Raw genomic sequence first — 24,471 nt, forward strand, 5'->3', positions numbered from 1 at the left:
TTGCAGTTTTACCGAAAAGCCAAGACAGCACTGTTGTCTCAGTTTTGCAGCGGATTCAATTCAACCTAAAGCTTTGACGACAGAAACTTTCCTGTCCAACTATCTTTACACTTTATAATTTCTTCCGGTGTTCCGGCACAAACCAATTGTCCCCCCTTGTCGCCCCCATCTGGACCAAGGTCGATGATGTAATCGGCACACTTGATAACATCCATGTTGTGTTCGATGACAACAATACTGTGCCCTCGCTCTATCAGAGAGTTAAACGATTTGAGTAATTTGTTGATGTCGTGGAAATGTAAGCCGGTAGTAGGTTCATCGAAAATGAACAATGTGGGGTCTTGCTTTTCCTGTCCTATGAAGTAAGCTAATTTTACACGTTGGTTCTCGCCGCCTGAAAGCGTACTTGAATTTTGTCCCATCTTGATGTAGCCCAATCCTACTGACTCTAGTGGAGTAAGTCGGTTGACGATTTGTGTCTGTCCATATTGGCCGAAAAACTCAATGGCTTCAGATACTGTCATGTTGAGTACATCATCTATATTCTTACCTTGATACCGCACATCGAGTATGTCATGCTTGAAACGATGCCCATGGCAAGATTCACATTCGAGCACCAAATCTGCCATGAATTGCATTTCTACGGTTATAACACCTGCGCCCTTGCACTCCTCGCATCTTCCGCCGTCTGTGTTGAAAGAAAAATATTGAGGGGTAAAACCTAATTGCTTAGATAAGGGTTGATCGGCAAATAGCTGCCTGATGGCGTCGTAAGCCTTGACATAAGTGGCAGGATTGCTACGTGTACTCTTACCTATCGGATTCTGGTCGACGAATTCTACATGTTTAATAGATTTCCAGTCGCCTTCCAAAGCTGTGTATTCACCCGGCAATTCGGCTACTTCATCAAGATGACGCTTGAGGGCAGGGTAGAGGATTCCTTTGATAAGTGAGGACTTACCAGAGCCGGAAACTCCTGTTACGACAGTCAGAATATTCAATGGAATCTTCACATCAAGCCCTTTCAAGTTATTCATCCTAGCTCCCTTGATATCTATAGTTCTGTTCCAATGGCGCCTAGAACAGGGTGTGGATATTTGCTCTATCCCTGTAAGATATTTAATCATGTATGATTCCGGATATTTTTCGAGTAGTTTCTGTGAATTGTCTTGAAGGCTGTCACTATTTCCTTCGAAAACAATCCGTCCACCATTGGTACCGGCATCTGGGCCAATATCAATAAGGTAGTTGGCTGCTCTAATCATTTCCTCATCATGTTCGACCACCATAACTGTATTGTTGAGCGACTGCAGCTCTTGTAAAACATGAATCAGTTTGTCGGTGTCTCTGCTATGTAAGCCGATGCTTGGTTCATCGAGAATGTATAGTGAGCCTACCAGCGAACTTCCTAATGAGGTAGTTAGGTTGATACGTTGGCTCTCACCACCACTTAAAGTATTTGATGTACGATTGAGAGTGAGATAGCCTAGCCCTACTTCTACAAGGAACGTGAGTCTGTTTTTGATTTCCGTCAGCAGTCGTTTACCGACTTCGGCATCGTGATTATCAAGTTTTAGATTGTCAAACCATTGCTTCAAATTCTTCACGGGCATCTCTACAAGGTCGGTTATACTCATGCCGGCAATCTTCACCCACGCTGCTTCTTTCTTGAGTTTTGTGCCGTGACAGTCAGGACATGTCGTCTTTCCGCGGTATCTACTCATCATCACACGATACTGAATTTTGTATTGGTTTTCTTTCACCATTTGGAAGAAAGAGTCGATACAAACACGCTCGCTTAGTGGAAGCGACTGCTCAGAAGGTAGCCCATGCCATAGCATGTCTTTTTGTTTTTGTGATAGACAGTAATAGGGTTCGAAGATTGGAAAGTTGTCTTTCTGAGCCCGTTTACAAAATTCCTGCTTCCAAACACTCATCTTGTCACCATGCCAGCATTGCACGCAATCTTCGTATACGCTTAATGCAGAATTCGGAATAACTAATTTTTCGTCGATACCAATGACTTTTCCAAACCCCTCGCAAGTAGGACATGCGCCCAAAGGAGAGTTGAATGAGAACATATTATCATTGGGTTCTTCGAATTGGATGCCGTCTGCTTCGAACTTAGTAGAGAACTCATGGATGATATTTGAGGGTAGGAAGACCAACTTGCATTGCCCGTCTCCTTCGTACAAAGCCGTCTCTGAAGAGTCTATGAGTCTGGAAATGGAATCTTTTTCTGTTGATACGCTGAGCCTATCTATCACTAGATTCATGTCTGTAATGTCTAATGCGTTTTCTAATGTCGGATCATGATTAATCTTATCAAGTATATTATCAATCCTTTCTATCTCTCCATTCATAAAGAGCCGGGTGTATCCTTCTTGCACACTCATTTCCAATTGCTTCACTAAAGTTCTACCTTCGATTAAATGGAGTGGGGCAAGAACCATAAATTTGGTCCCCTCTGAATATTGCTTTGTACATTCGACAATATCTTCAGGAGAATGTCTCTTTACCTCTTCACCGCTAATGGGTGAATAGGTGTGCCCGATTCTAGCATAAAGCAACCGAAGATATTCGTAGATTTCGGTCGAAGTGCCGACGGTAGAACGGGGATTACGAGCTATTACCTTTTGTTCGATGGCAATAGCGGGAGGTATGCCTTTGATGAAATCACATTCCGGTTTGTTCATTCTCCCAAGAAATTGACGTGCATAAGCCGATAGACTTTCTACATATCTTCGTTGACCTTCGGCATATAATGTATCAAAAGCCAGTGACGATTTACCCGAACCGGAAACACCGGTAATAACGATAAACTTATTACGTGGAATCTTTAGAGAGATATTTTTGAGGTTGTTGACTCTGGCTCCTTTTACTTCTATGAATTTATCCATAATGAAATGTGTTCCTTGATGATGGGAGGTGGAATGGTAATGGGGGGTAATGATTTCGCCATACCATATATGATTCTATTTTGTGAGGGCGCTACCGCTTAGTTTTTGATGGTGTATGGCAGCCTTTTCTGCTGCAACTTTGGCGTATATGTTGTCTTTTGCTTCATCTGGTGTCATCCGCATGGTATTGCCTTTCTCGATAAGCTCTTTCACGACTTCGCCACCGATGATGAGTCCGGCAGCTGCCGGAACAAAGGCGTTGCTAGCTGGTATGCTACGTTTTGTGGAGGCATTCTCGCTTTCTTCGGTGAAATGGATGGTCTCGTCTTCAATTATCTTTAAAGGTTCTTCTTCACTATAGACTACTTTTAGATGCTGTATATTCTGTTTGCGAAGCTTTTTTCGGATGACTTTGGCTAAAGGATCCATCTTTGTTTGACTGATATTTGCAATCTTAAAGGCGGTGGCATCTAATTTATTGGCGGCTCCCATGCTGGAAATCAGTGGAATTTGCAAGTCATGACATCGCCTGATTAACTCTAGTTTTGCAACGACGGTATCAATACAATCGACGACATAATCATATTTAGACAAATCAACAGTATCGGCATTCTGGGGTAAATAGAACATTTGGTGCTTATGTACGATGCACTCGTTATTGATGTCATGGATACGTTCTTCGGCTACATCTACCTTGGGTTTCCCTATAGTGGATAGCAGAGCATATAGTTGTCGATTAATATTTGTGATGGAAACTGTATCGTTGTCGAATAGATCTAGTTCGCCAACTCCACTGCGTGCCAGAACTTCAACTACGTAACTACCGACGCCACCAATGCCGAATACAGCTACACGACAACCGCATAAGGTATTAAGAGCAGGCAGCCCGAATAAGAGTTGAGTTCGTATGAATTGATTCTGCATAACGAAAATTTGAAATACAAAATTACGATTTTCTTGGAATAAAAGCTGTGAAACCCAGTAAAATGTATTATTTTTGCACATAATTTAATGCAAAAAATCGAATGGATAGTAACCAACTTTCTCCATTGAGAAAAACTATTGTCGGAGTACAATTTCTTTTTGTCGCTTTCGGAGCGACTGTTTTAGTTCCTTTATTAGTCGGGTTAGACCCATCCACCGCATTAATGACTGCCGGAATTGGTACGTTTATCTTCCACTTTGTGACAAAAGGTAAGGTGCCGGTGTTTCTTGGGAGCAGCTTTGCCTTTATTGCTCCGATTATCGCAGCGAGTAAGCAGTGGGGCATGCCGGGAACTCTTGCTGGTTTGGCAGGCGTATCTTTGGTCTATTTTGTCATGAGTGCATTGATTAAATGGCAAGGGAAAAAACTACTTGACCGATTGTTTCCTCCGGTTGTTATAGGCCCTGTTATCATCTTGATAGGACTTTCGTTGTCGGGTTCTGCGGTTAATATGGCAAAAGAGAATTGGATTTTGGCTTTCGTATCGCTTGTTACTGCGATTCTTGTATTAGCATTGGGACGTGGATTGTTGAAGTTGGTTCCGGTGGTATGTGGTATCATAGTCGGTTATATCGTGTCGATATTCATGAATGCGGTAGACTTCTCTGAGGTGCTATCTGCCCCATGGTTTGCTCTACCTCCTTCGATTGCGCATTTCCAAATGCCGCAGTTTGCATGGGAACCTTTCTTGTATATGATACCGGTAGCTATTGCTCCGGTGATAGAACATATTGGTGATGTTTATGTAGTTGGGGCTGTTGCACGTAAGGATTTCGTTGCTGATCCGGGATTACATCGTACGATGTGCGGTGATGGTTTAGCTTGTTTGGCGTCCGCATTCTTTGGAGGTCCTCCAGTAACTACGTATAGTGAAGTGACCGGAGCGATGAGTATAACCAAGGTTACAAGTCCGCAAGTGATTCGAATTGCAGCAACGACGGCCATTGTCTTCTCTGTAATAGGAAAATTAGCAGCTCTATTGCGTAGCATTCCCGCAGCGGTATTGGGCGGAATCATGCTACTTCTATTTGGAACAATAGCCAGTGTCGGTGTTCAAAACTTGATTCAACATAAGGTTAATTTAGATAAGACACGAAATATCATCATTATTTCTGTAACCTTAACGATGGGTATTGGTGGTGCTGTTTTATCATGGGGCAGTTTTGCTATTAGTGGTATTGGCCTGTCAGCATTGGTTGGTGTAATTCTAAATTTAGTTCTTCCGAATGATAAAGAAGAAGAAACGGAATCTGTGAATGAATAAGGAGTTTGATGTATATTGGAGTACCCATAAGAAAAGACTTATGGGTACATCTCCATTTCAAGAGGAGTGGAATGAAAGCAAACGCATGTCTACAGCCGGAGATTGGCTGTTATTGGCTTTCCCGGTTGTGGTCTTTGTTGCTTTTGTGTCTTCCGGATTGATTAAGAATGAACTCTTGAATTATGTCATAGGGGGTGTTTTATGTGGGCTTTCACTTGTAATAGGAGAGTATATAAAGCCTTATGTTACGGGTAAACGTTCTATCGGGGAGATAGAAAAAGATGCTAAGGAATATTATTTCAAGCAATATCAAGAGACTGGAAAGTTGCCTTAGATTAGATATAGATTAAATCGCTCATGATGTCGTCGCTGATATAAAGTCCCTTTTTAGTTAAGGATAGATGCTCATCCTCAATCACCATGTTGTTGTTTTGTAGATGTTGATGAGCATTATTCATTAGATATTGATATAATGATGAGCCATAATGTCGCTTCATATCGGTAAGATTGATGCCTTCTTTAGTTCGTAATGCTGTGGTAATCAAATCATTGTATCTTGTATGTAAATCTAAAGTTTCTTGCTCGTAAGCCAATCTTCCACTTTCAATGGTTTGGATATATGTGGTAAGGTTGCTTGGATTCCACATTCTATGTGTCTTGTTGTAAGAGTGGGCGGATGCGCCTAGCCCGATGTAAGGCACTTCATGCCAGTAGCTACTATTATGTTTGCTTCGGAATCCCGGTCGTGCGAAGTTGCTTATCTCATATTGTTCGTATCCTGATTTCTCTAGTTTATCAATTAATAGATTGTACATTGATAAACTTGTTTCCTCATCTATTTCATGGATTTTGCCTTGTTTTAAGAGTTGGTAGAGTTGTGTGCCTTCTTCATACATCAAGCTATAGGCTGATATATGTTCCACATTTAAGGAGAGAGCTGAGTCAATATCAATTTCCCAATCGGCAATAGTCTCTTCTGGAAATCCAAATATTAAGTCTATACTAATATTCTGTATGCCATGATTCCGAAGTGTTTCCACCGCTTCCATAGCCTGCTTTGATGTATGTCTGCGGTGTAGGAAAGACAGTCTTTTATCTGAAAAACTTTGCACTCCCATACTAATCCTATTGACAGGTAGTCTTGTTAATAATGTAGTAAAATCTTCAGTAACATCATCTGGATTGCATTCGAGTGTTACTTCGGCATCTTTTCTCACATTATATATATTATATATAGATTTGAAAAGAGCTACTAGATTTTGAGAAGACAATTGACTTGGAGTGCCACCACCTATATATATAGTGTCAATGATATTCGCGTGTTTGCGTAGATTCATCTCTTCCGTAACAGCATGTATGTATCGATTCATCATATTGTTGTTGGTTGTACTGAAGAAACCACAATAAATGCACCGGCTTGCACAAAAGGGAATATGTATATAGAGTCCTGCCATAAATCTATGCAAAAATACTAATATGTTTTAAAACTTACATCCTTTTCGTGATTTTGTTTTGTTTGTTAGAATAAATATTCCTAACTTTATGGCCAAGTCAAAGGTGATGTATAGAATGATTGTCACCTCTACCATGAACAAAATATTACTAACACTTTAAATCTTTTGATATGAGAGTTTATCAGACAAACGAAATTAAGAACATTGCGTTACTTGGCAGTGCGGGTAGCGGCAAGACAACTCTTGCCGAAAGTATGTTATTTGAAGCCGGTATTATCAAACGTCGCGGAAGTGTTGATGCTAAAAATACCGTCAGTGATTATTTTCCTGTTGAATTGGAATATGGGTATTCGGTCTTCCCAACAGTATTTCATACGGAATGGAATAACAAAAAACTGAATATTATAGACTGTCCGGGTAGTGATGATTTTGTTGGAGGTGCAATTACATCTTTAAATGTTACCGACTTAGCTTTGATGCTTATTAATGGTCAATATGGTCCAGAAGTCGGTACACAAAATAATTTCCGGTATACAGATAAGTTGAAGAAACCGGTAATTTTCTTAGTTAATCAACTAGATTCTGATAAATGTGACTTTGATGCCATCCTAACTTCGATGAGGGATATCTATGGTTCTAAGTGTGTACAAATACAATATCCCTTACAGACTGGTACAGGTTTTAATTCATTGATAGATGTTCTGTTGATGAAGAAATATACATGGAAGCCTGATGGAGGACAACCTACAATAGAAGAGATTCCTGCTGAAGAGATGGATAAAGCCATGGAACTCCATAAGGCATTGGTAGAAGCTGCTGCAGAGAATGATGAGAACTTGATGGAAAAGTTCTTTGAATCTGAGACTCTTTCTGAAGATGAGTTGAGAGAAGGTATTCGTAAAGGTCTGATAACTCGTAGTCTGTTCCCTGTTTTCTGCGTGTGTGCAGGTAAAGATATGGGTGTTCGTCGTTTGATGGAGTTCTTAGCAAATGTTGTTCCTTTCGTCAATGAGATGCCAAAATTACACAATACGAGAGGTGAAGAAGTTGCTCCGGATAGCAATGGCCCTGCTAGTTTGTATTTCTTTAAGACCGGTGTAGAACCTCATATTGGTGAAGTGAGCTATTTTAAAGTGATGAGTGGCTCGGTAAAAGCGGGTGATGATTTAATTAATGCAGACCGTGGAAGCCGCGAACGTATAGGACAACTTTATGCATGTGCAGGTGCAAATCGTATTGCGGTAGACCAAATGCATGCTGGAGATATTGGGTGTACCGTCAAGTTAAAAGATGTAAAGACTGGTAATGCTTTGAATGGAAAGGATTGTGAATGGAGATATGACTTCATTAAATATCCTAACTCAAAATATTCTAGAGCTGTTAAGGCTGTTAATGCACAAGATACCGAAAAGTTAATGGCAGCTATCTTGAAGATGCATCAAGAAGATCCTACTTGGGTACTTGAACAGAGTAAGGAACTTAGACAGACAATCGTGCATGGTCAGGGTGAATTCCATCTTCGTACATTGAAGTGGAGATTAGAGAATAACGAGAAGCTTCAGGTGCAGTTTGGTGAGCCTAGAATTCCTTATCGCGAAACCATTACCAAAGCGGCAAAGGCTGAGTATCGTCATAAGAAACAAAGTGGTGGTGCCGGACAGTTCGGAGAAGTTCATCTCATCGTAGAACCTTATGCAGAAGGAATGCCTGATCCTACAACTTATAAGTTTAATGGGCAGGAGTTCAAGATGAATATTAAAGGTAAGGAAGTCATTGATTTGGAGTGGGGTGGTAAACTCGTATTTATCAATTCTGTTGTAGGTGGTGCTATTGATGCACGCTTTATGCCTGCTATCCTGAAGGGTATTATGGATTGTATGGAGCATGGACCATTAACAGGAAGCTATGCACGAGACGTACGTGTAGTAGTCTATGATGGCAAGATGCACCCGGTAGACTCTAATGAACTTTCATTTATGTTGGCAGCTCGCCATGCTTTCTCAGACGCATTTAAGGTTGCCGGTCCTAAGATTTTGGAGCCTATATGCGACTTAGAGGTCTTTGTTCCAGCTGATTTCTTAGGTGATGTCATGAGCGATTTGCAAGGAAGGCGTGCCATGATTATGGGTATGGATAGCGAAGCAGGTTATCAGAAGCTGCAGGCTAAGATTCCACAGAAAGAATTAGCCAACTATAGTATCTCGCTAAGTTCGCTGACTGGTGGTCGTGCTTCATTCACTACGAAGTTTGCTAGTTACGAACTTGTTCCGAATGAAATACAACAAACGTTGATAAAAGAGCACGAAGCAGAAATGGCTGCAGACGCTAATGATTAATAATATAATAACTTTTATGGCAGAGAGGAAGCATACGGAATATGCTTCCTCTTTTCTTTTTATATATTTATATATGTAACTATAGAAGTGTATATTGGTTAATATAGTTGAAATAAGGAGTGTTTGTTAACGATTCAATGTTAATATAGAATATAAGATTTATCTTTGCGATTATGAAGAAAAGAACGATTTGGACAATTGCAATAATCATGGGGTTCTCCTTTTTAGGGCTACTCTTTTTGCAATTGAGCTACATACAGCAGATGGCTAATATGAAAAAGGAGCAGTTTGACGAGTCTGTCAATCGTGCTTTATATCAGGCATCGCGGAATTTAGAGTTGAATGAGACGCAAAGGTATCTTGAGAAAGACGTCAATGAAACGGAGCGTAATGCATTTAAACGCGATTCTGTAGGGACGCGTTCAGGTAATCCGGACGGGACGATACAACATTCTCGCCAATTCTCGGTTACAGGGAAAGATGGTAAGGTCTATTCTTCGTTTACAATGAAGACTTTGGAGACCCAACCAGCAAAGATGCCTAAAGCTATGATTCTTAAGAATGATAAGAATTCCATATCAGAGGTTTCTAAGAGTTTCCAAGAGATAATCCGTAATCGGTATGTGTACCAGAGGGCTTTGTTGGATGAAGTTGTATACTCTATATTATACTCAGCATCTGATAAACCGTTGAATGAGCGCATCAATTTCAAGCAACTTGACCAAGACTTGAAAGCCGAATTGATGAATAATGGTATTAATATCCCGTACCATTTTACAGTCTCTACCCAAGACGGCCGTGAAGTGTATCGTTGTCCGGATTTCACAGACGATGGAGAAGAATATTCTTATTCGCAAGTTTTATTCCGTAACGATCCACAGTCGAAGATGGGAGTTGTGAGGATTCATTTCCCCGAAATGCATGATTATATCTTTTCCGGAATCAGGTTTATGATACCGAGTATCATCTTTACGTTTGTGTTGTTGATTACATTTATATTTACTATTGTCATCATCTTCCGACAGAAACGATATACGGAGATAAAGAATGATTTTATCAATAATATGACGCATGAACTCAAGACACCTATTGCCAGTATCTCTCTTGCGGCACAGATGATGAATGATAAGTCGGTAACCAAGAGTCCGACAATGATGGAACACTTGGGAGGTGTCATCAATGATGAGTCGAAACGGCTTCGTTTCTTGGTAGAGAAAGTACTTCAGATGTCGATGTTCGATCGAAAGAAGGCTGTATTCAAGAAGAAAAAGCTAGATTTAAATGAAATGGTTGAGAATATCGCAAACTCTTTCTCCTTGCGTGTTGAGCATACTGGAGGAAAGGTATATACTGATATTGAAGCGGTAGATTCTAGTATCTATGTCGATGAAATGCATTTCCAAAATGTTATTTTCAATTTGCTAGATAATGCAGTCAAGTATTGTAAGCCGGAACAACCACTAGATGTTTATCTGAAAACATGGAATGATGATCAAAATTTGTACTTGTCGGTAAGAGATACCGGACTGGGTATTAAGAAAGAGAATATGAAGAAGATCTTTGAGAAGTTCTATCGAGTTCATACAGGGAATGTCCATGATGTCAAAGGTTTTGGCTTAGGACTTGCTTATGTGAAGAAGATTGTGGACTTACATAAAGGAGAAATTCATGTTGAAAGCGAGTATAGAGTAGGGACAACCTTCACTATTAAATTGCCAGTGAGTAAAGATTAGAAATAAAATATTATAAACCAATAAAAGTATAAAACTATGGATGAGAAATTAAAAATTCTACTTTGCGAAGATGATGAGAACTTAGGTATGTTGCTTCGTGAATATCTGCAAGCTAAAGGATATGCTGCAACATTGTGTCCGGATGGAGATGCTGGCTATAAAGAATTCTTGAAGAATAAGTTTGATATCTGTGTGTTGGATGTCATGATGCCTAAGAAAGATGGATTTACGCTGGCTCAAGAGATTCGTCAGGCCAATGCTGAAATTCCAATCATCTTCTTGACAGCCAAGACATTGAAAGATGATATCTTGGAAGGCTTTAAGATCGGTGCCGATGATTATATCACCAAACCATTCTCTATGGAAGAGTTGGTGTTCCGTGTAGAAGCAATCTTGCGCCGTGTTCGTGGCAAGAAAAATAAAGAAAGTACGCTTTACCATATTGGTCGCTTCACTTTTGATACTCAAAAGCAGTTGTTGGTCATCGGTGACAAGCAGACTAAGTTGACAACAAAGGAAAATGAATTGTTGGCTTTGCTTTGTTCTCATGCTAACGAAATCCTACAGAGAGACTTTGCCCTCAAGACAATATGGATTGATGATAATTATTTCAACGCGCGTTCGATGGATGTATATATCACTAAATTGAGAAAGCATTTGAAGGATGATGACCAGATTGAAATCATCAACATCCACGGTAAGGGATATAAACTGATTACTCCTGAAGAAGAATAAACTTCATGCGTGTATCGCATAATGTATCGCATTCATCCTTGTAGGTGTAGACTTAAATGACTAATTTCGCAGTGTTGAATAGCTGTAAAGCCGTCGAATGACTACACTCAGGATAACATACCGCAGAAACCCGGGTCTGAACATGTTTCAGACCCGGGTTTATTGATGGTTTATACCGGGGAGTAGAAAGGGCAATATAGGCTGTCTTCAATGATGAAAGAGCTGATTTTGGTGGCAAAAATAGCCTTGATAAGAGAACAAAGGCTGTACTTTGGTAAGTGAAAAATATGTTGAATCGAAATATAAAAGGATAATGGATAATTTTGTGGGAAGCCGTATGTATCGTGTGAAAGAACAATTCTTTGAAGAAGATGGAGTTTTAAAGAAAAAGTATTATGCGATGCCCTATGAGCGAGAGACCCTTCATGTGCCTGAATTATTGGATAGAATGGGTGTCGGTGTGGCGCGTAGGGTAGATATTCTTTATGGATGGAATTGTATGGTCGCAGCCATTCAAGAGGCCTTAGAGCGTGGATATGCAGTCTCTATGGACGGGTTGGGACGCTTATCAGTATCTTGTTCCAGTAATCCGGTAGATAAGGCAAATGATGTTACTCCATCTACCGTGAGAGCCAAACGAATAGTGTTCAAGGCTGACAAACGCTTGCGTGAAGTACTGCTCAATGCTAAATTTGTAAAAGTTTAGTCGATTGACAAGTGTGTTAGTATTTGCTCTTTTTTTTCAAATTGTAGATATAGAAAGCTGTACCCGAGAGTTCTATTATTAATGCGAGAAATAGTAAAACCGAATATTTGGTCAAGTCGAATATAAATAGGGCTATAAGCAATATTACACCAGCATACATAAGCGGTAGTGCTACCTTGTTGATAAGATTCTTAACCATATATATTGTTTTGTGGGCAAAAATAGAAATAATATTTGGTTTGGTCAAAAAAAAAGAGTACCTTTGCACCGCATTTTGCAAAATAACAAATAATTATTAATTAAAAGTATTATGAATCGATACGAAACCGTTTTCATTTTGACTCCCGTTTTGTCTGATGAACAGATGAAGGAAACGGTCGCTAAGTTCAAGAAACTTCTTACCGATAATGGTGCAGAGATTCTGAATGAAGAGGCTTGGGGATTGAAGAAGATGGCTTATGCTATTGAAAAGAAATCAACAGGCTTCTATTGTCTGCTTGAGTTCAATGCAGAGCCAACTATTGTCGACACTCTTGAGACAGGCTATCGCCGTGACGAGAAGGTAATCCGTTTCATCACAGTTAAGCTTGATAAGTATGCTGCAGAGTATGCTGAGAAGAGAAAACAGAAATACGCTAAAAAAGTGGAGGCTTAATCATGGCAGAACAGAAATCAGAAATCCGTTATTTGACAGCTCCTTCTATCGACACAAAGAAGAAGAAGTATTGCCGTTTCAAGAAGAGCGGTATTAAGTATATTGACTACAAAGACCCTGAATTCCTTAAGAAATTCCTAAACGAGCAGGGAAAAATCCTTCCTCGTCGTATTACCGGAACATCATTGAAGTATCAGCGTCGTGTAGCTCAAGCTATTAAGCGTGCTCGCCAGATTGCACTACTTCCTTATGTAACCGATTTGATGAAGTAATTTAAGGAGGAATACAATTATGGAGATTATACTGAAAGAAGATATTATCGGACTTGGATACAAGAACGATATTGTAAATGTAAAGAGTGGTTATGGTCGCAACTATCTTATTCCACAAGGAAAAGGTGTTGTAGCTTCTGCATCAGCTAAGAAAATTTTGGCTGAAAACTTGAAGCAGCAGGCTCATAAATTGGCAGCTTTGAAAGCTGAAGCTGAGAAGAAGGCTGAAGCACTGAAAGATGTGGCTTTGGTTATTTCTGCTAAGGTGTCTGCTACCGGTGTAACTTATGGTTCTGTAACAGCTGCTACAGTTGCTGAAGAACTCGCTAAGCAAGGTATTGAGGTAGATCGTAAGATTATCACAATGCATGATATTAAGAAAGTTGGCGATTTTGAAGCTACTGTTCACTTCCATAAAGAAGTTGAAGTAAAACTGCCTGTTAAGGTCGTAGCAGAAAATGCTCCAGCTCCTCAGGTAGAGGAGGTTGCTGCTCCAGTAATGGAGGAAGCTAAGGCTCCTGAAGCAGAGATTGCAGAATAATATTGATTCGCGAATGATTGCACTGTAAAGCAAATCTAAATAAAATCCCTTTTGTCGGTCATAGACAATTGGGATTTTTTTTGTATCTTTGCGTAAATAAAATTTATATCATAAAAATTAATTAGTAATGAAAGCATTCGTATTTCCTGGACAAGGTTCCCAGTTTGTTGGTATGGGTAAAGACCTATACGATACTAACCCTCTAGCTAAGGAATTGTTTGATAAAGCAGATGAAATCTTAGGATTTAAGATTACAGATATCATGTTCGCCGGTACCGACGAGCAGTTGAAGGAAACCAAGGTTACCCAACCTGTTGTTTTCTTGCACAGTGTGATTTCAGCTCTGTGCTTGGGTGATGATTTTAAGCCCGAAATGGTTGCCGGACATTCACTTGGTGAATTCTCTGCTTTAGTAGCATCAGGTGCTTTGAGCTTTGAAGATGGTCTACGTTTAGTTCACACTCGTGCGCTTGCTATGCAAAAAGCCTGTGAAGCTAATCCCGGTACCATGGCTGCTATCATTGGTCTAGCTGATGAGAAGGTAGAAGAAGTGTGCAAGGAAGTAAGTACAGAAGGTGATATTGTGATTCCTGCTAATTACAATTGTCCCGGCCAGCTTGTTATTTCCGGAAATACAGAAGCTATCAATCGTGCTTGTGAGGCATTGAAGGCTGCCGGAGCGAAACGTGCGCTTCCTTTGAAGGTTGGTGGCGCTTTCCACTCGCCACTGATGAAGTCTGCCAAGGAAGAGCTACAGTCTGCTATAGAAAAAACTTCATTCTCTACACCTAAATGTCCTGTATATCAGAATGTTGATGCCAAGCCTTATACTTCTCCTGAAGATATTAAAAATAACTTGATAGCTCAGTTGACCAGCCCTGTAAGATGGACTGCTTCTGTTCAGAATATGATTTCTGATGGCGCTACAGATTTTACTGAATGTGGACCGGGCAAGGCTTTGCAAGGTATGATAGGTCGCATAGATAAGAATGTTACTGCACACGGTATCGCGGAGTAATGAGCCAAAAGATTTTTATTTATCAAGTATTACCAAGATTATTCGGCAATCGTAATGTTACTCGTAAAGAGAACGGCACGATTGCCGAAAATGGTTGTGGCAAGTTTGAGGATTTCGATGAAGATACGTTGGCTCGAATACAAGCAATGGGATTTACTCATGTCTGGTATACCGGAATCATAAGGCATGCTACAACTACAGATTATAGTGCCTATGGGATTCCTAGACAGCATCCTGCTATTGTAAAGGGTAAAGCTGGTTCGCCTTATGCTATTACCGATTATTATGATGTGGATCCAGATTTGGCAGAAAATGTGGATGCTCGTATGGCAGAGTGGGAGAGCCTGATAGCCCGTACACATGCGGTTGGGATGAAGGTAATTATGGATTTTGTTCCAAATCATGTTGCTAGACAATATAAATCAATTTGTAAACCGGATGGTGTAAGAGACCTTGGAGAGGATGATGATACAGGAATGGGGTTCTCTGTTTCAAATAATTTCTATTATTGTGTAGGACAATCTTTTGAACCGTCTATAGATTTAGTGGCAGAAGCGGAGAGCCCTTATCAGGAGTTTCCTGCAAAAGCTACAGGCAATGACCGCTTTGATGCCCATCCCGGGTGCAATGATTGGTACGAGACGATTAAACTAAATTATGGTATAGACTATTGCGATGCTGGGGGGAGAAGCTATCATTTTAACCCCATACCAAGTACTTGGCAAAAGATGACAGATATCTTATTGTTCTGGGCATCAAAGGGAGTTGATGGATTTAGATGTGATATGGCAGAAATGGTTCCCGCAGCATTTTGGTCTTATGCCACTAATATAGTAAAAGAACGATATCAGCATCTTGTTTTTATAGGAGAGGTATATGATACTAATCAGTATAGACAATATGTCGGTAGCGGTTTTGACTACCTGTACGATAAGGTGGGCATGTATGATTGTGTCAGAGATGTGATATGCGGGCGCCGTCCAGCTGCCTCTATAACTTATCAATGGCAATATTGTGATGATATATTTGACCACATGCTCTATTTCTTGGAGAACCATGATGAACAGCGCATAGCAAGCGATTTCTTTTGTGGAGATGGATATAAGGCTATTCCGGGAGTTCTTACTTGCGCCTTGATGCAAAGAAATCCATTCATGGTATATAGTGGACAAGAGTTTGGGGAATATGGAATGGATAAAGAAGGATTTAGTGGTGTCGATGGGCGAACAACAATTTTTGATTATTGGTCTCCTCGTTCTCTTGCAGAGAAATGTAACCTTCCAGCTTATCATCAAGAAGAAAAGGCATTGGCACAATATTATCAGCAGATTCTTAGTATGGCTAATCGGGAGAGGATTTTCTACGATGGGCTTTTCTATGATTTGATGAGTGCTAATCCTGCATCAGACAATTTCAATCCTCAAACTCAATATGCTTTTTTACGAAAGGCTGATGATGAAGTTGCTTTTGTGGTAGTTAATTTTTCTCAAGAAAGTGCAACGGCCAATGTAGTTATCCCTAATCATGCATTCGATTTTTTTGCGATGCCTGAGAAGCGTGTGTCGGCAATAGATTTATTGTCCGGAGACGTTGTAGATGTTGAACTGAAGCGAGATGGCATGTTCCCTGTAACTTTGCTTCCATATAGTGGTAGAGTCTTTAAATTTAATATCAAGATGGAAAAAGATTATATTCTTAATGAGCATGGAAAAGATGAGTTTCCACCGGCTCATTCTACTGAACACCTTTTAAATCAGGTGATGGTGAGGAAATTCCATTGTGGTCGTTCTATAAATGCTCATATAGAAAGGAAGAAGAGCAAAATGACTTTTGAGTTAGCTCAGAAGCCCACTCGACAAGATGAAAAAGAGATTGAACGCGAGATGAATAAGTTGATTGCAGAGGATTTACCTGTAACTTATGAGCTTGTAGAGCGTAGTAAGATATCTGATAGTGCGATGTTAGATCGATTACCAGAATCTGCTGGAAATGTAGTTCGGCTTGTTCGTATCGGAGATTTTGATGTATGTCCGTGTGTGGGTAAGCATGTGCGTTCTACTTCCCAAATTGGTAGGTTTGAATTACTAGGCACGAATTGGGATGAAATGGAACATATATTTCGTATTAGATTCAAAGTGATACAATAATATAAAAGAGAGCCGGATAAGTATTTTACTATCCGGCTCTCTTTATATTTACTTAATTTCAATTTCTTCCTTCATATCTATGAATTGCTTGTTATTATCATAGAATTCGTATTGTAGGAAAGCTAATTTCTGAGAAGGAATGATATGAACTCCAAAGCCATATTTCATTCTCCATTTTAATTTTAGTGATACCGCTCCTTGATTAATAAAAGCTGCTACATAAGGATGGACATGTAGATAGAATTTCTTGATACCAATCTTGTTGACTAGTTTATCTATCTTACCTTCCAATTGGTCAGTGAACAAGATGCTAGATTTAATTTTACCAGTACCATTACATGTTGGACAATTCTCTTCTACATTTACATCCATCGCCGGACGTACGCGTTGTCTGGTAATTTGCATCAAGCCAAACTTGCTGAGTGGAAGAATATTATGTCTGGCTCTGTCCTTTTGCATATTCTTGCACATGCGCTCATATAGCATTTGACGGTCTTCTGCCAGTTTCATGTCTATGAAGTCTACTACGATAATACCTCCCATATCGCGTAGCCTCAATTGGCGTGCTAGTTCATCTGCTGCTCCTAGATTTACATCTAGAGCGTTTTCTTCTTGGCCATTTCCATTCCTAGATCTGTTTCCACTATTAACGTCTACAACATGGAGAGCTTCTGTATGCTCAATAATAAGGTAAGCTCCATGTTTGTAGTTGATAGTTTTACCGAAACCAGATTTTATCTGTTTGGTAACATTAAAATTATCGAAGATTGGAAGTTTGCCAGTATACTTTTTAACGATGCTACTCTTCTCCGGAGCAATGAGTGAGATATAATTTTTTACTTCTTCAAATATCTGGTCATCATTGATGTAGATATTTTCAAAGTCGGGATTAAATAAATCTCTTAGAAGTGCAATGGCTCTACCTTCTTCCTCGTATACAAGCTGTGGACGTTTTTGTGTCTTTTGTACTTTTACTAAAGCATCCTCCCAACGCTTGGTAAGTACCTTCATTTCGGTATCAAGTTCTGCTACGCGTTTGCCTTCTGCTACTGTGCGGACAATTACTCCACAATTTTTAGGCTTGATACTTTGAATTAGTTGCTTTAAGCGTGCACGCTCTTCACCGCTTTTAATTTTTGATGAAACAGAGACCTTATCTCCAAAAGGTATTAATACGATAAAACGTCCTGCAAAAGATAATTCGCCTGTTAGACGAGGACCCTTGGTTGATATTGGTTCTTTAACAATCTGTACGAGAACCTCCTGGCCTACAGTAAGGATTTGCTGCACACTACCATCTTTCTTTAAATCAGGTAATCTCTGTGCTTTTGCGTGTGGATATAATTTCTTTCTATCGCTTTCTACCAGTTTGAGATATTTGGCATAAGAATTAAACTGGCTTCCTAAGTCAAGATAATGAAGAAAGGCGTCGCGTTCATAGCCGACATCTACAAAGCATGCATTTAGACCCGGCATGAGCTTTTTTACCTTTGCTACATAAATATTTCCGACAGAGAAAGAAGCCTCTCTAGGTTCGTTCTGATATTCTACTAGACTTTTATCTTCCAGCAGGGCAATCGAGATCGCTTTCTCTTGTGCGTCAATTACAACTTCGCTGGTCATTTTCTTTATTCTTTTAACTTGGATATTCAAAAGTTAGGGACATGTCTAAGTATCTTTTGATAAACATTGACATGTCCCTTCTTTACAAAAGACTTAAGTAAGAAAGCCTTGAAGCTTACTTGCTCTTATGTCTATTCTTACGTAATCTCTTTTTACGTTTGTGTGTTGCCATTTTGTGGCCCTTCTTTTTCTTTCCGTTTGGCATAATTCAAAAATTTAATATTTTAATTGTATGTGTACTATTTAAGTTCCAATATTGTACGTAATAAAATTACTCACTCTTCATTTGTTCAATGAAACTCTTAGCTGGTTTAAAGCTAGGTAAATCGTGAGCCTCAATTGTTATAGTGGTATTTTTCAAAATGTTACGTGCAGTTTTTGCTGCTCTGTGCTTGATTACAAAACTACCAAAGCCACGTAAATATACGTTATCCTTATTATCTAGCAAGCTACTTTTAATCGTACTCATAAAACTCTCAACGACAGTTGATACGTCTTTTTTTGCGATTCCAGTTTGGATGACAATCTCGTTAATAATATCTGCTTTAGTCATTTTTTGTATTTGAAAAATGTTATAATAATCTTCAACGTTTATATTTGGAGTTGCAAATATACTAGTTTTTTAGTTGATATGGAAATTTATTACTACTTTTTTGTGTCCTTTGACAGGTTTTTGCTCCCGAAACTCTCTAATTCTCACCACATTATGAAAATAGGAACAGAAAGTTTGGATTCATTTGCATAGCTAGAGATAGCTGCTTGGCAGGCGCTTGTCAACTGTCTTCGTATAGCGTGGTATCTATGATATCGGCTTCAAGTAAAGCCTCTTTGCGCTCGATGCATGTTCCACATTTACCACAATGTCTTTCATTACCTTTGTAGCAACTCCATGTTTCAGAATAGTCAAGCCCTAATCGTTTCCCTATTTTTGCAATATCACCCTTTGTAATATTTGTATATGGAGCTATAACACTTACATTTATAAATGTTCCAGTGTTAGCTGCAGCGTTGATAGAACTTATAAATTCCGGACGACAATCAGGATATATGGTATGATCGCCGCCATGGTTGGCAATGAATACTTTACTTAAATGGTGGCTTTCAGCAATTCCTATGGCAATAGAAAGCATAATGCCATTTCTAAATGGTACTACGGTTGATTTCATATTATCATCGGAATAATGGCCTTCGGGAATAGCATTACTGCCATCCAAAAGTGAACTCTTGAAGTATTGATGCATGAAATCAAGTTTAATAGTGATATGCTTGATACCTAAGCGCTTACAATGCATCTCTGCGTATGGTATTTCTTTGGCATTGTGGTTACTTCCATAGTCAAAGGAAATACCTAAGGCAATCTCGTCCTTTTTGTCGTATAATAAAGTGATGGAGTCCATACCACCACTTACAATTATCACAGAATCTTTCATAAGTTTTGATCGTAAAAAGAGTTAGCCAAATAGATTACGTAATGCTTCTTCTACTTTTCTAACTGGGTGTAGTTGTATATTATACTTGGAGTGGTTGAACCCTTTCAAGTTAAATTGCGGAATAATAATATGAGAGAAGCCTAACTTTTCTGCTTCGGCTACTCGTTGTTCTATCCGGTTTACAGGGCGTACTTCGCCACTTAGCCCCACTTCGCCGGCCATACACCAGCCTGTTTCTATAGCGGTGTCTACATTACTTGATAATACGGCAGCAATTATACTCAAATCCATAGCTAAGTCTGTCACTCGAAGCCCTCCTGCTATATTCAAGAAGACATCTTTTTGCATGAGCTTAAATCCAACTCGTTTTTCTAATACTGCTAAAAGCATGTTTAAACGACGTTGGTCAAAGCCGGTAGCAGTGCGCTGTGGTGTACCATAAGCGGCTGATGACACAAGGGCTTGAGTCTCAACTAGAAATGGGCGAACCCCTTCAATAGCAGATGATATGGCGATACCGGATAATCCTTCATGTTCTTGTGATAATAATAACTCAGAAGGATTGGAAACCTCGCGTAACCCATTTTGCTGCATCTCGTATATTCCTAATTCGGATGTACTTCCAAATCTATTCTTAATACTTCGCAAGATTCTATACATATAATGTTGGTCTCCTTCGAACTGTATCACAGTATCTACAATATGTTCTAGAATCTTTGGACCGGCAAGAGTGCCTTCCTTGTTGATATGCCCAATCAGAATGACAGGAATATTACTAGTCTTTGCAAAGCGCAATAGGGCGGCAGCGCATTCTCGTACTTGGCTAACACTGCCCGGAGAGCTATCGACGTCTTCTGTGGAAATCGTTTGTATGGAGTCAATAATAACAATATCAGGCGCAACATTTTGAACGTGTTGGAAGATATTTTCGAGCGATGTCTCACATAGTATCAATACATTTTCTGGTTGTTTATCGGTTAATCGATCTGCACGCATCTTGAGTTGATGGGCACTTTCTTCTCCACTGACATATAGAATTTTATGATCCGCCATGTGAAGAAAGGTTTGTAATGTAAGCGTACTCTTACCTATACCGGGTTCACCACCCAATAAAACCATACTTCCGGCTACTAGTCCTCCTCCTAATACACGATTCAATTCATTGTCACGCATATCAATGCGAGGATCATCTTTGGCAACAATTTGGTGGAGATAAAGTGGGTGGTTTTTATCTGAAACCCCTTTCCTCATAGTCATTGCTGCAGATTTTGCCGCTAAGTTTCCTGTTTCGTTGGCAATTCTAATCTCCTTAAATGTATTCCATTGTCCACAACTAGGACATTTTCCAATCCATTTAGCAGATTCTTGTCCACAATTACTGCATACGTATGCTATCTTATCTTTTGCCATGATGAGCTTTGTTAGTGGTAGACAAAAGTAATAAGTTTTTTCGGTGATACAAAACTTTTTATTAATTTTGCAAGACTCTATATACTGTCGGTAGCATTATGAAAACTAACGTTTTATGAGAATATTCAAGTGTATCATTATATTTACTTCCCTTATCCTGCTTGCGAGTTGTAGCAACTCCCGTGAGGTGAAGAATCGGCGAACTGTCGCCGAGCGTAAAGAGCAGTATCGTTTGGATTCTTTGGCTTTGAAAATAGCTGTTATGCCAACATTAGATTGCCTTCCGCTTTATGTGGCTTATGATGAGGATTTATTTAAGAGTCAAGATGTTGATGTCCGTTTGAGGCAATATTCATCCCAAATGGATTGTGATACGGCTATCATGAGAGGACGTGTAAGGTTATCTGTGACAGATAAGTTGCGAGCTTCTAGGATGATTCGTCAGGGGTTATCATTACAATATTTGACGGAAACAAATGCATATTGGCAATTGTATTCTAATCGAACAGCACGTATCAAACGGTTGAATCAGTTAGGCGATAAGATGTTAGCTATGACTCGTTATTCTGCTACAGACTATTTAACGGATACAGTACTTGATACGGTTAAGACCAAGGCACAAGTTTTTCGTATACAGATTAATGATGTAAATCTTCGATTGAAGATGCTGTTGAATAACGAGATGGATGCCTTATGGTTGCCCGAACCGCAAGCAACGACTGCTCGTATTCATCAAAATCCATTGTTAGCTGATAGTCGTAATAGCCAAGACAACTTTGGGGTATTAGTTTCTCTTAGTAATGTAAATAGGAATTCATACCGTCGAAAGCAGCTTGTGTCTTTTATTAAGGCATATAATATGGCGTGCGATTCCATTAACAAACATGGTTTACAGTATTATTCTTCTATTATTATAAAATATTGTAATACTGATCAACGGACAGTTAATGCTCTACCTAAGTTAATGTATAATAAGGTAGCTCCAGTCACTGTATCCGCTAAATTCGTAAATAAATACTAGTCTATGATTGCTCAACGAGAATTATTAGTTCTTACATACAATGATATTGTTATAAAGGGGAATTTAAGTCAAGCGCTACGACATCTGCTCGAGTTTATACAAAATACCCATCTTACTCGTTTTGAATCGGCTATTGAGGAGATTAGTGAGAGTTATCGACTTATGAAGGATTTCATGCTTCGAGGGTATCAAGACGATAAGAGGGGAGAGGTATACCAATCTTTGTTGCGACGATTATTTCGATTGACATGCAGCGTGGATTTGGAATATCGGGTGTTATCGGCAGGTATTTATGCTGTATGTAAAAATCATAGCTCTCATATTGATACAAATAATGCGCACATACAAAGTAAGTTAGAAGCTTATGTACAAGACTTGGCTATGTTGTCATTAGAAACTGAGGATATTCAAGAAGCACATGAACGCTCTATATATGCGGAGCATCAGCACTATTTAAGTGAACTTTTTGAATATATATTGGTTTCTGATCAATGGACAACACAAGATGTTGAGTTTTGGTCAAGTTTACTGGTCAGTCCAACTGTAGATGTAAATGATGCTTCAGTACTTGTTAGTGCCATCATGTTAGCTGGTGTAACCATATACGATGTTAACAAATTGCTTACATTGATAACTGTTTATTCAGTCACTGTAGATGAGCATTTGCGCCAACGTGCATTGATAGGATGGGTGCTTTCTATGAATGTAAGTCTTAATACCCTTTTCCCAGAGCAGAAAGAACGCTTAGATACGCTGTTTGCTGATTCTCAAACAAGGACAGAACTTATTGCTCTTCAGAAACAAATGGTCTTCTGTAAAGATGCCGAAAGAGATACGGAAGAGATTCAAAGAGATATCATTCCTAATTTAGTCAAGAATAATAATCTCAATATTACTCGCTTTGGAATATCAGAGAAAGATGAAGATCCCATGCAAGCTATCCTTCATCCTGATGCTCAAGACAAAGCTATGGAAGAAATGGAAAATAGCTTTAAGCGTATGATGGATATGCAGAAAGCCGGTTCTGATATCTATTTTGGTGGATTTTCTCAAATGAAGCGTTATCCTTTTTTCCATACACTCAGTAATTGGTTTATACCTTTTATGGAGACGCATCCTGCTCTTGCGGGAGTAAGAGGAAAGCTCAAGGATAGTAATTTCTTATCATTGTTATTTGAGAATGGGCCTTTCTGTGATTCTGATAAGTACTCATTTGCACTAGCTATCTCTTCTATCATTGATAAGATACCTAGCAATATGCGTGAGATGCTTAACAATCAGGAATCGTTAGGAGCCACAATAAACTCTGAAGAGAGACAAAGTGCTGCTTATATTCGTCGTATGTATTTGCAAGATCTATATCGTTTCTTCCGCTTGAACGATATGAGAGCTGATTTCTTCAATATTTTTAGCTTCTCGAATCACCCTTTGGGACAGTCAGGATTTTTTTGTGCGTATGGACAATTACCCCAAGAACAGTTTACAACTGAAATAGTTGAGCTTTGCCAATTCCTGTTGCAGCGAAAGCATTATGACTATTTGCAAGAGTTGTTTAAGCGTTATCCCGGAATAGACGATATATCTTACTTACGTATACGAGCAGCTGTAGCCATGCATTCTAAGAATTATTATATGGCAGAAAGTTTGTTTGAGAATGTCTTATCAAAAGAACCGAATGATGAGAATGCAATGAAGGGATTGGCACAAGCCTATTTTCATAATGAGAATTTTGAAGAAGCTGAGTTGTTATATGAAAGGTTGAGCTTGATATATCCTGATAATAGACGTTATCAATTAAACCAATCCATCTCCATGATGAACCAAGGTAAGCTAGAAGATGGCCTGAATATATTGTATAAACAAAACTATAATTATCCTCAAGATCGTAACATATTACGAGCATTGGCATGGGGATTAATGGCTAATGCAAAGGCAGAGAAGGCAGAGAAAATCTATGATGAGTTGCTACTTTCCGGTAGTACAGTCCCTGCGGATTATTTGAATGGGGGATACTGCAAGTGGTTTTTAAATAATGTGAGTGAGGCTGTGATTCTTCTTAAGACCTTTATGGAAAAATCAAAGTCGTTTCAATCGTTATCAGATGCGTTTACCAATGATCATATTCTTTTGGAAGCTAATTGCATTACGCGTATTGATGAGAATATTATGTGTGATTTAGTAAACGAATAAACGAGCTTTTTAAATATTTCTAGTTCCACAAATTGGGCAGAATTTAAAATG

At 39.2% G+C, this 24,471-nt stretch carries 20 protein-coding genes; 13 read left to right on the forward strand and 7 right to left on the reverse strand.

All coding sequences use genetic code 11. The features are described from left to right. Window positions 1-65: 65 nt before the first annotated feature. Together uvrA and HMPREF0671_RS09850 are read right to left on the reverse strand one after the other, a co-directional pair. Window positions 66-2,900 carry an excinuclease ABC subunit UvrA gene (uvrA, locus tag HMPREF0671_RS09845; protein WP_036900079.1) on the reverse strand — a complete coding sequence of 945 codons (2,835 nt, stop codon included), beginning with the start codon at window positions 2,898-2,900 and terminating at the stop codon, window positions 66-68. A 75-nt stretch (window positions 2,901-2,975) separates the two neighbouring features. Further along, window positions 2,976-3,824: a ThiF family adenylyltransferase gene (locus HMPREF0671_RS09850; RefSeq protein WP_036900126.1), complete on the reverse strand. Its 849-nt coding sequence runs from the start codon at window positions 3,822-3,824 to the stop codon at window positions 2,976-2,978. 101 nt (window positions 3,825-3,925) lie between these two features. On the opposite strand from HMPREF0671_RS09850, the gene HMPREF0671_RS09855 reads away from it, so the two are divergent. Beyond that, window positions 3,926-5,149 carry a uracil-xanthine permease family protein gene (locus tag HMPREF0671_RS09855; protein WP_036900082.1) on the forward strand — a complete coding sequence of 408 codons (1,224 nt, stop codon included), beginning with the start codon at window positions 3,926-3,928 and terminating at the stop codon, window positions 5,147-5,149. Continuing rightward, window positions 5,142-5,483 carry a hypothetical protein gene (locus tag HMPREF0671_RS09860; RefSeq protein ID WP_036900084.1) on the forward strand — a complete coding sequence of 114 codons (342 nt, stop codon included), beginning with the start codon at window positions 5,142-5,144 and terminating at the stop codon, window positions 5,481-5,483. Before HMPREF0671_RS09855 ends, HMPREF0671_RS09860 begins: the two co-directional genes overlap by 8 nt. 1 nt (window position 5,484) lies before the next feature. Here HMPREF0671_RS09860 and hemW read toward each other — a convergent pair whose 3' ends face one another. Further along, window positions 5,485-6,603: a radical SAM family heme chaperone HemW gene (gene hemW, locus HMPREF0671_RS09865; RefSeq protein ID WP_036900087.1), complete on the reverse strand. Its 1,119-nt coding sequence runs from the start codon at window positions 6,601-6,603 to the stop codon at window positions 5,485-5,487. A 170-nt stretch (window positions 6,604-6,773) separates the two neighbouring features. Between hemW and HMPREF0671_RS09870 the strand changes: the two genes are divergently transcribed. From HMPREF0671_RS09870 to HMPREF0671_RS09915, 9 genes are all read left to right on the forward strand, one after another. Further along, window positions 6,774-8,939, forward strand: a complete 2,166-nt coding sequence (locus tag HMPREF0671_RS09870; protein WP_036900090.1) for a translation factor GTPase family protein — start codon at window positions 6,774-6,776, stop codon at window positions 8,937-8,939. Between the two features lie 173 nt (window positions 8,940-9,112). Further along, window positions 9,113-10,672 carry a sensor histidine kinase KdpD gene (locus HMPREF0671_RS09875; RefSeq protein ID WP_036900092.1) on the forward strand — a complete coding sequence of 520 codons (1,560 nt, stop codon included), beginning with the start codon at window positions 9,113-9,115 and terminating at the stop codon, window positions 10,670-10,672. 36 nt (window positions 10,673-10,708) lie between these two features. Next, on the forward strand, window positions 10,709-11,407 hold the full coding sequence (locus HMPREF0671_RS09880) for a response regulator transcription factor (RefSeq protein WP_036900095.1): 699 nt from the start codon (window positions 10,709-10,711) through the stop codon (window positions 11,405-11,407). 313 nt (window positions 11,408-11,720) lie between these two features. Next, window positions 11,721-12,113, forward strand: a complete 393-nt coding sequence (locus tag HMPREF0671_RS09885; protein ID WP_156958406.1) for a hypothetical protein — start codon at window positions 11,721-11,723, stop codon at window positions 12,111-12,113. A 310-nt stretch (window positions 12,114-12,423) separates the two neighbouring features. Further along, the gene (gene rpsF, locus HMPREF0671_RS09895; RefSeq protein ID WP_036900103.1) at window positions 12,424-12,768 is read left to right on the forward strand and encodes a 30S ribosomal protein S6; all 345 of its coding nucleotides are present in this window, start codon (window positions 12,424-12,426) and stop codon (window positions 12,766-12,768) included. A gap of 2 nt (window positions 12,769-12,770) precedes the next feature. Next, entirely contained in the window at window positions 12,771-13,040 is a 270-nt protein-coding gene (gene rpsR, locus HMPREF0671_RS09900) for a 30S ribosomal protein S18 (protein ID WP_036900107.1), read from the forward strand. Window positions 13,041-13,059: 19 nt separating this feature from the next. Further along, a complete protein-coding gene (gene rplI / locus HMPREF0671_RS09905) occupies window positions 13,060-13,581 on the forward strand; it encodes a 50S ribosomal protein L9 (RefSeq protein WP_036900109.1) in 522 nt (173 codons plus the stop codon). Between the two features lie 127 nt (window positions 13,582-13,708). Continuing rightward, window positions 13,709-14,599: an ACP S-malonyltransferase gene (fabD, locus tag HMPREF0671_RS09910; protein ID WP_036900112.1), complete on the forward strand. Its 891-nt coding sequence runs from the start codon at window positions 13,709-13,711 to the stop codon at window positions 14,597-14,599. Beyond that, window positions 14,599-16,746, forward strand: coding sequence for an alpha-amylase family glycosyl hydrolase (locus tag HMPREF0671_RS09915; RefSeq protein WP_084589763.1), 2,148 nt, complete (start codon window positions 14,599-14,601; stop codon window positions 16,744-16,746). Before fabD ends, HMPREF0671_RS09915 begins: the two co-directional genes overlap by 1 nt. 48 nt (window positions 16,747-16,794) lie before the next feature. On the opposite strand, the gene HMPREF0671_RS09920 is transcribed toward HMPREF0671_RS09915, so the two are convergent. The 4 genes from HMPREF0671_RS09920 to radA all read right to left on the reverse strand — a co-directional run bounded on the left by HMPREF0671_RS09920 (window position 16,795) and on the right by radA (window position 21,209). Continuing rightward, entirely contained in the window at window positions 16,795-18,369 is a 1,575-nt protein-coding gene (locus HMPREF0671_RS09920; protein WP_036900114.1) for an Rne/Rng family ribonuclease, read from the reverse strand. Window positions 18,370-18,640: 271 nt separating this feature from the next. Beyond that, window positions 18,641-18,922, reverse strand: a complete 282-nt coding sequence (locus tag HMPREF0671_RS09925; protein ID WP_036900116.1) for an HU family DNA-binding protein — start codon at window positions 18,920-18,922, stop codon at window positions 18,641-18,643. Between the two features lie 220 nt (window positions 18,923-19,142). Then, window positions 19,143-19,799, reverse strand: a complete 657-nt coding sequence (gene queC, locus HMPREF0671_RS09930) for a 7-cyano-7-deazaguanine synthase QueC (protein WP_036900119.1) — start codon at window positions 19,797-19,799, stop codon at window positions 19,143-19,145. Window positions 19,800-19,820: 21 nt separating this feature from the next. Further along, on the reverse strand, window positions 19,821-21,209 hold the full coding sequence (gene radA / locus HMPREF0671_RS09935; RefSeq protein WP_036900121.1) for a DNA repair protein RadA: 1,389 nt from the start codon (window positions 21,207-21,209) through the stop codon (window positions 19,821-19,823). 115 nt (window positions 21,210-21,324) lie between these two features. On the opposite strand from radA, the gene HMPREF0671_RS09940 reads away from it, so the two are divergent. Both HMPREF0671_RS09940 and HMPREF0671_RS09945 read left to right on the forward strand, forming a co-directional pair. After that, window positions 21,325-22,230 carry an ABC transporter substrate-binding protein gene (locus tag HMPREF0671_RS09940; RefSeq protein WP_036900124.1) on the forward strand — a complete coding sequence of 302 codons (906 nt, stop codon included), beginning with the start codon at window positions 21,325-21,327 and terminating at the stop codon, window positions 22,228-22,230. Window positions 22,231-22,233: 3 nt separating this feature from the next. Next, window positions 22,234-24,420, forward strand: coding sequence for a M48 family metallopeptidase (locus HMPREF0671_RS09945; RefSeq protein ID WP_062433834.1), 2,187 nt, complete (start codon window positions 22,234-22,236; stop codon window positions 24,418-24,420). Window positions 24,421-24,471: the final 51 nt, after the last annotated feature.

The organism is Prevotella sp. S7 MS 2 (assembly GCF_000762865.1).
Lineage (GTDB): Bacteria > Bacteroidota > Bacteroidia > Bacteroidales > Bacteroidaceae > Prevotella.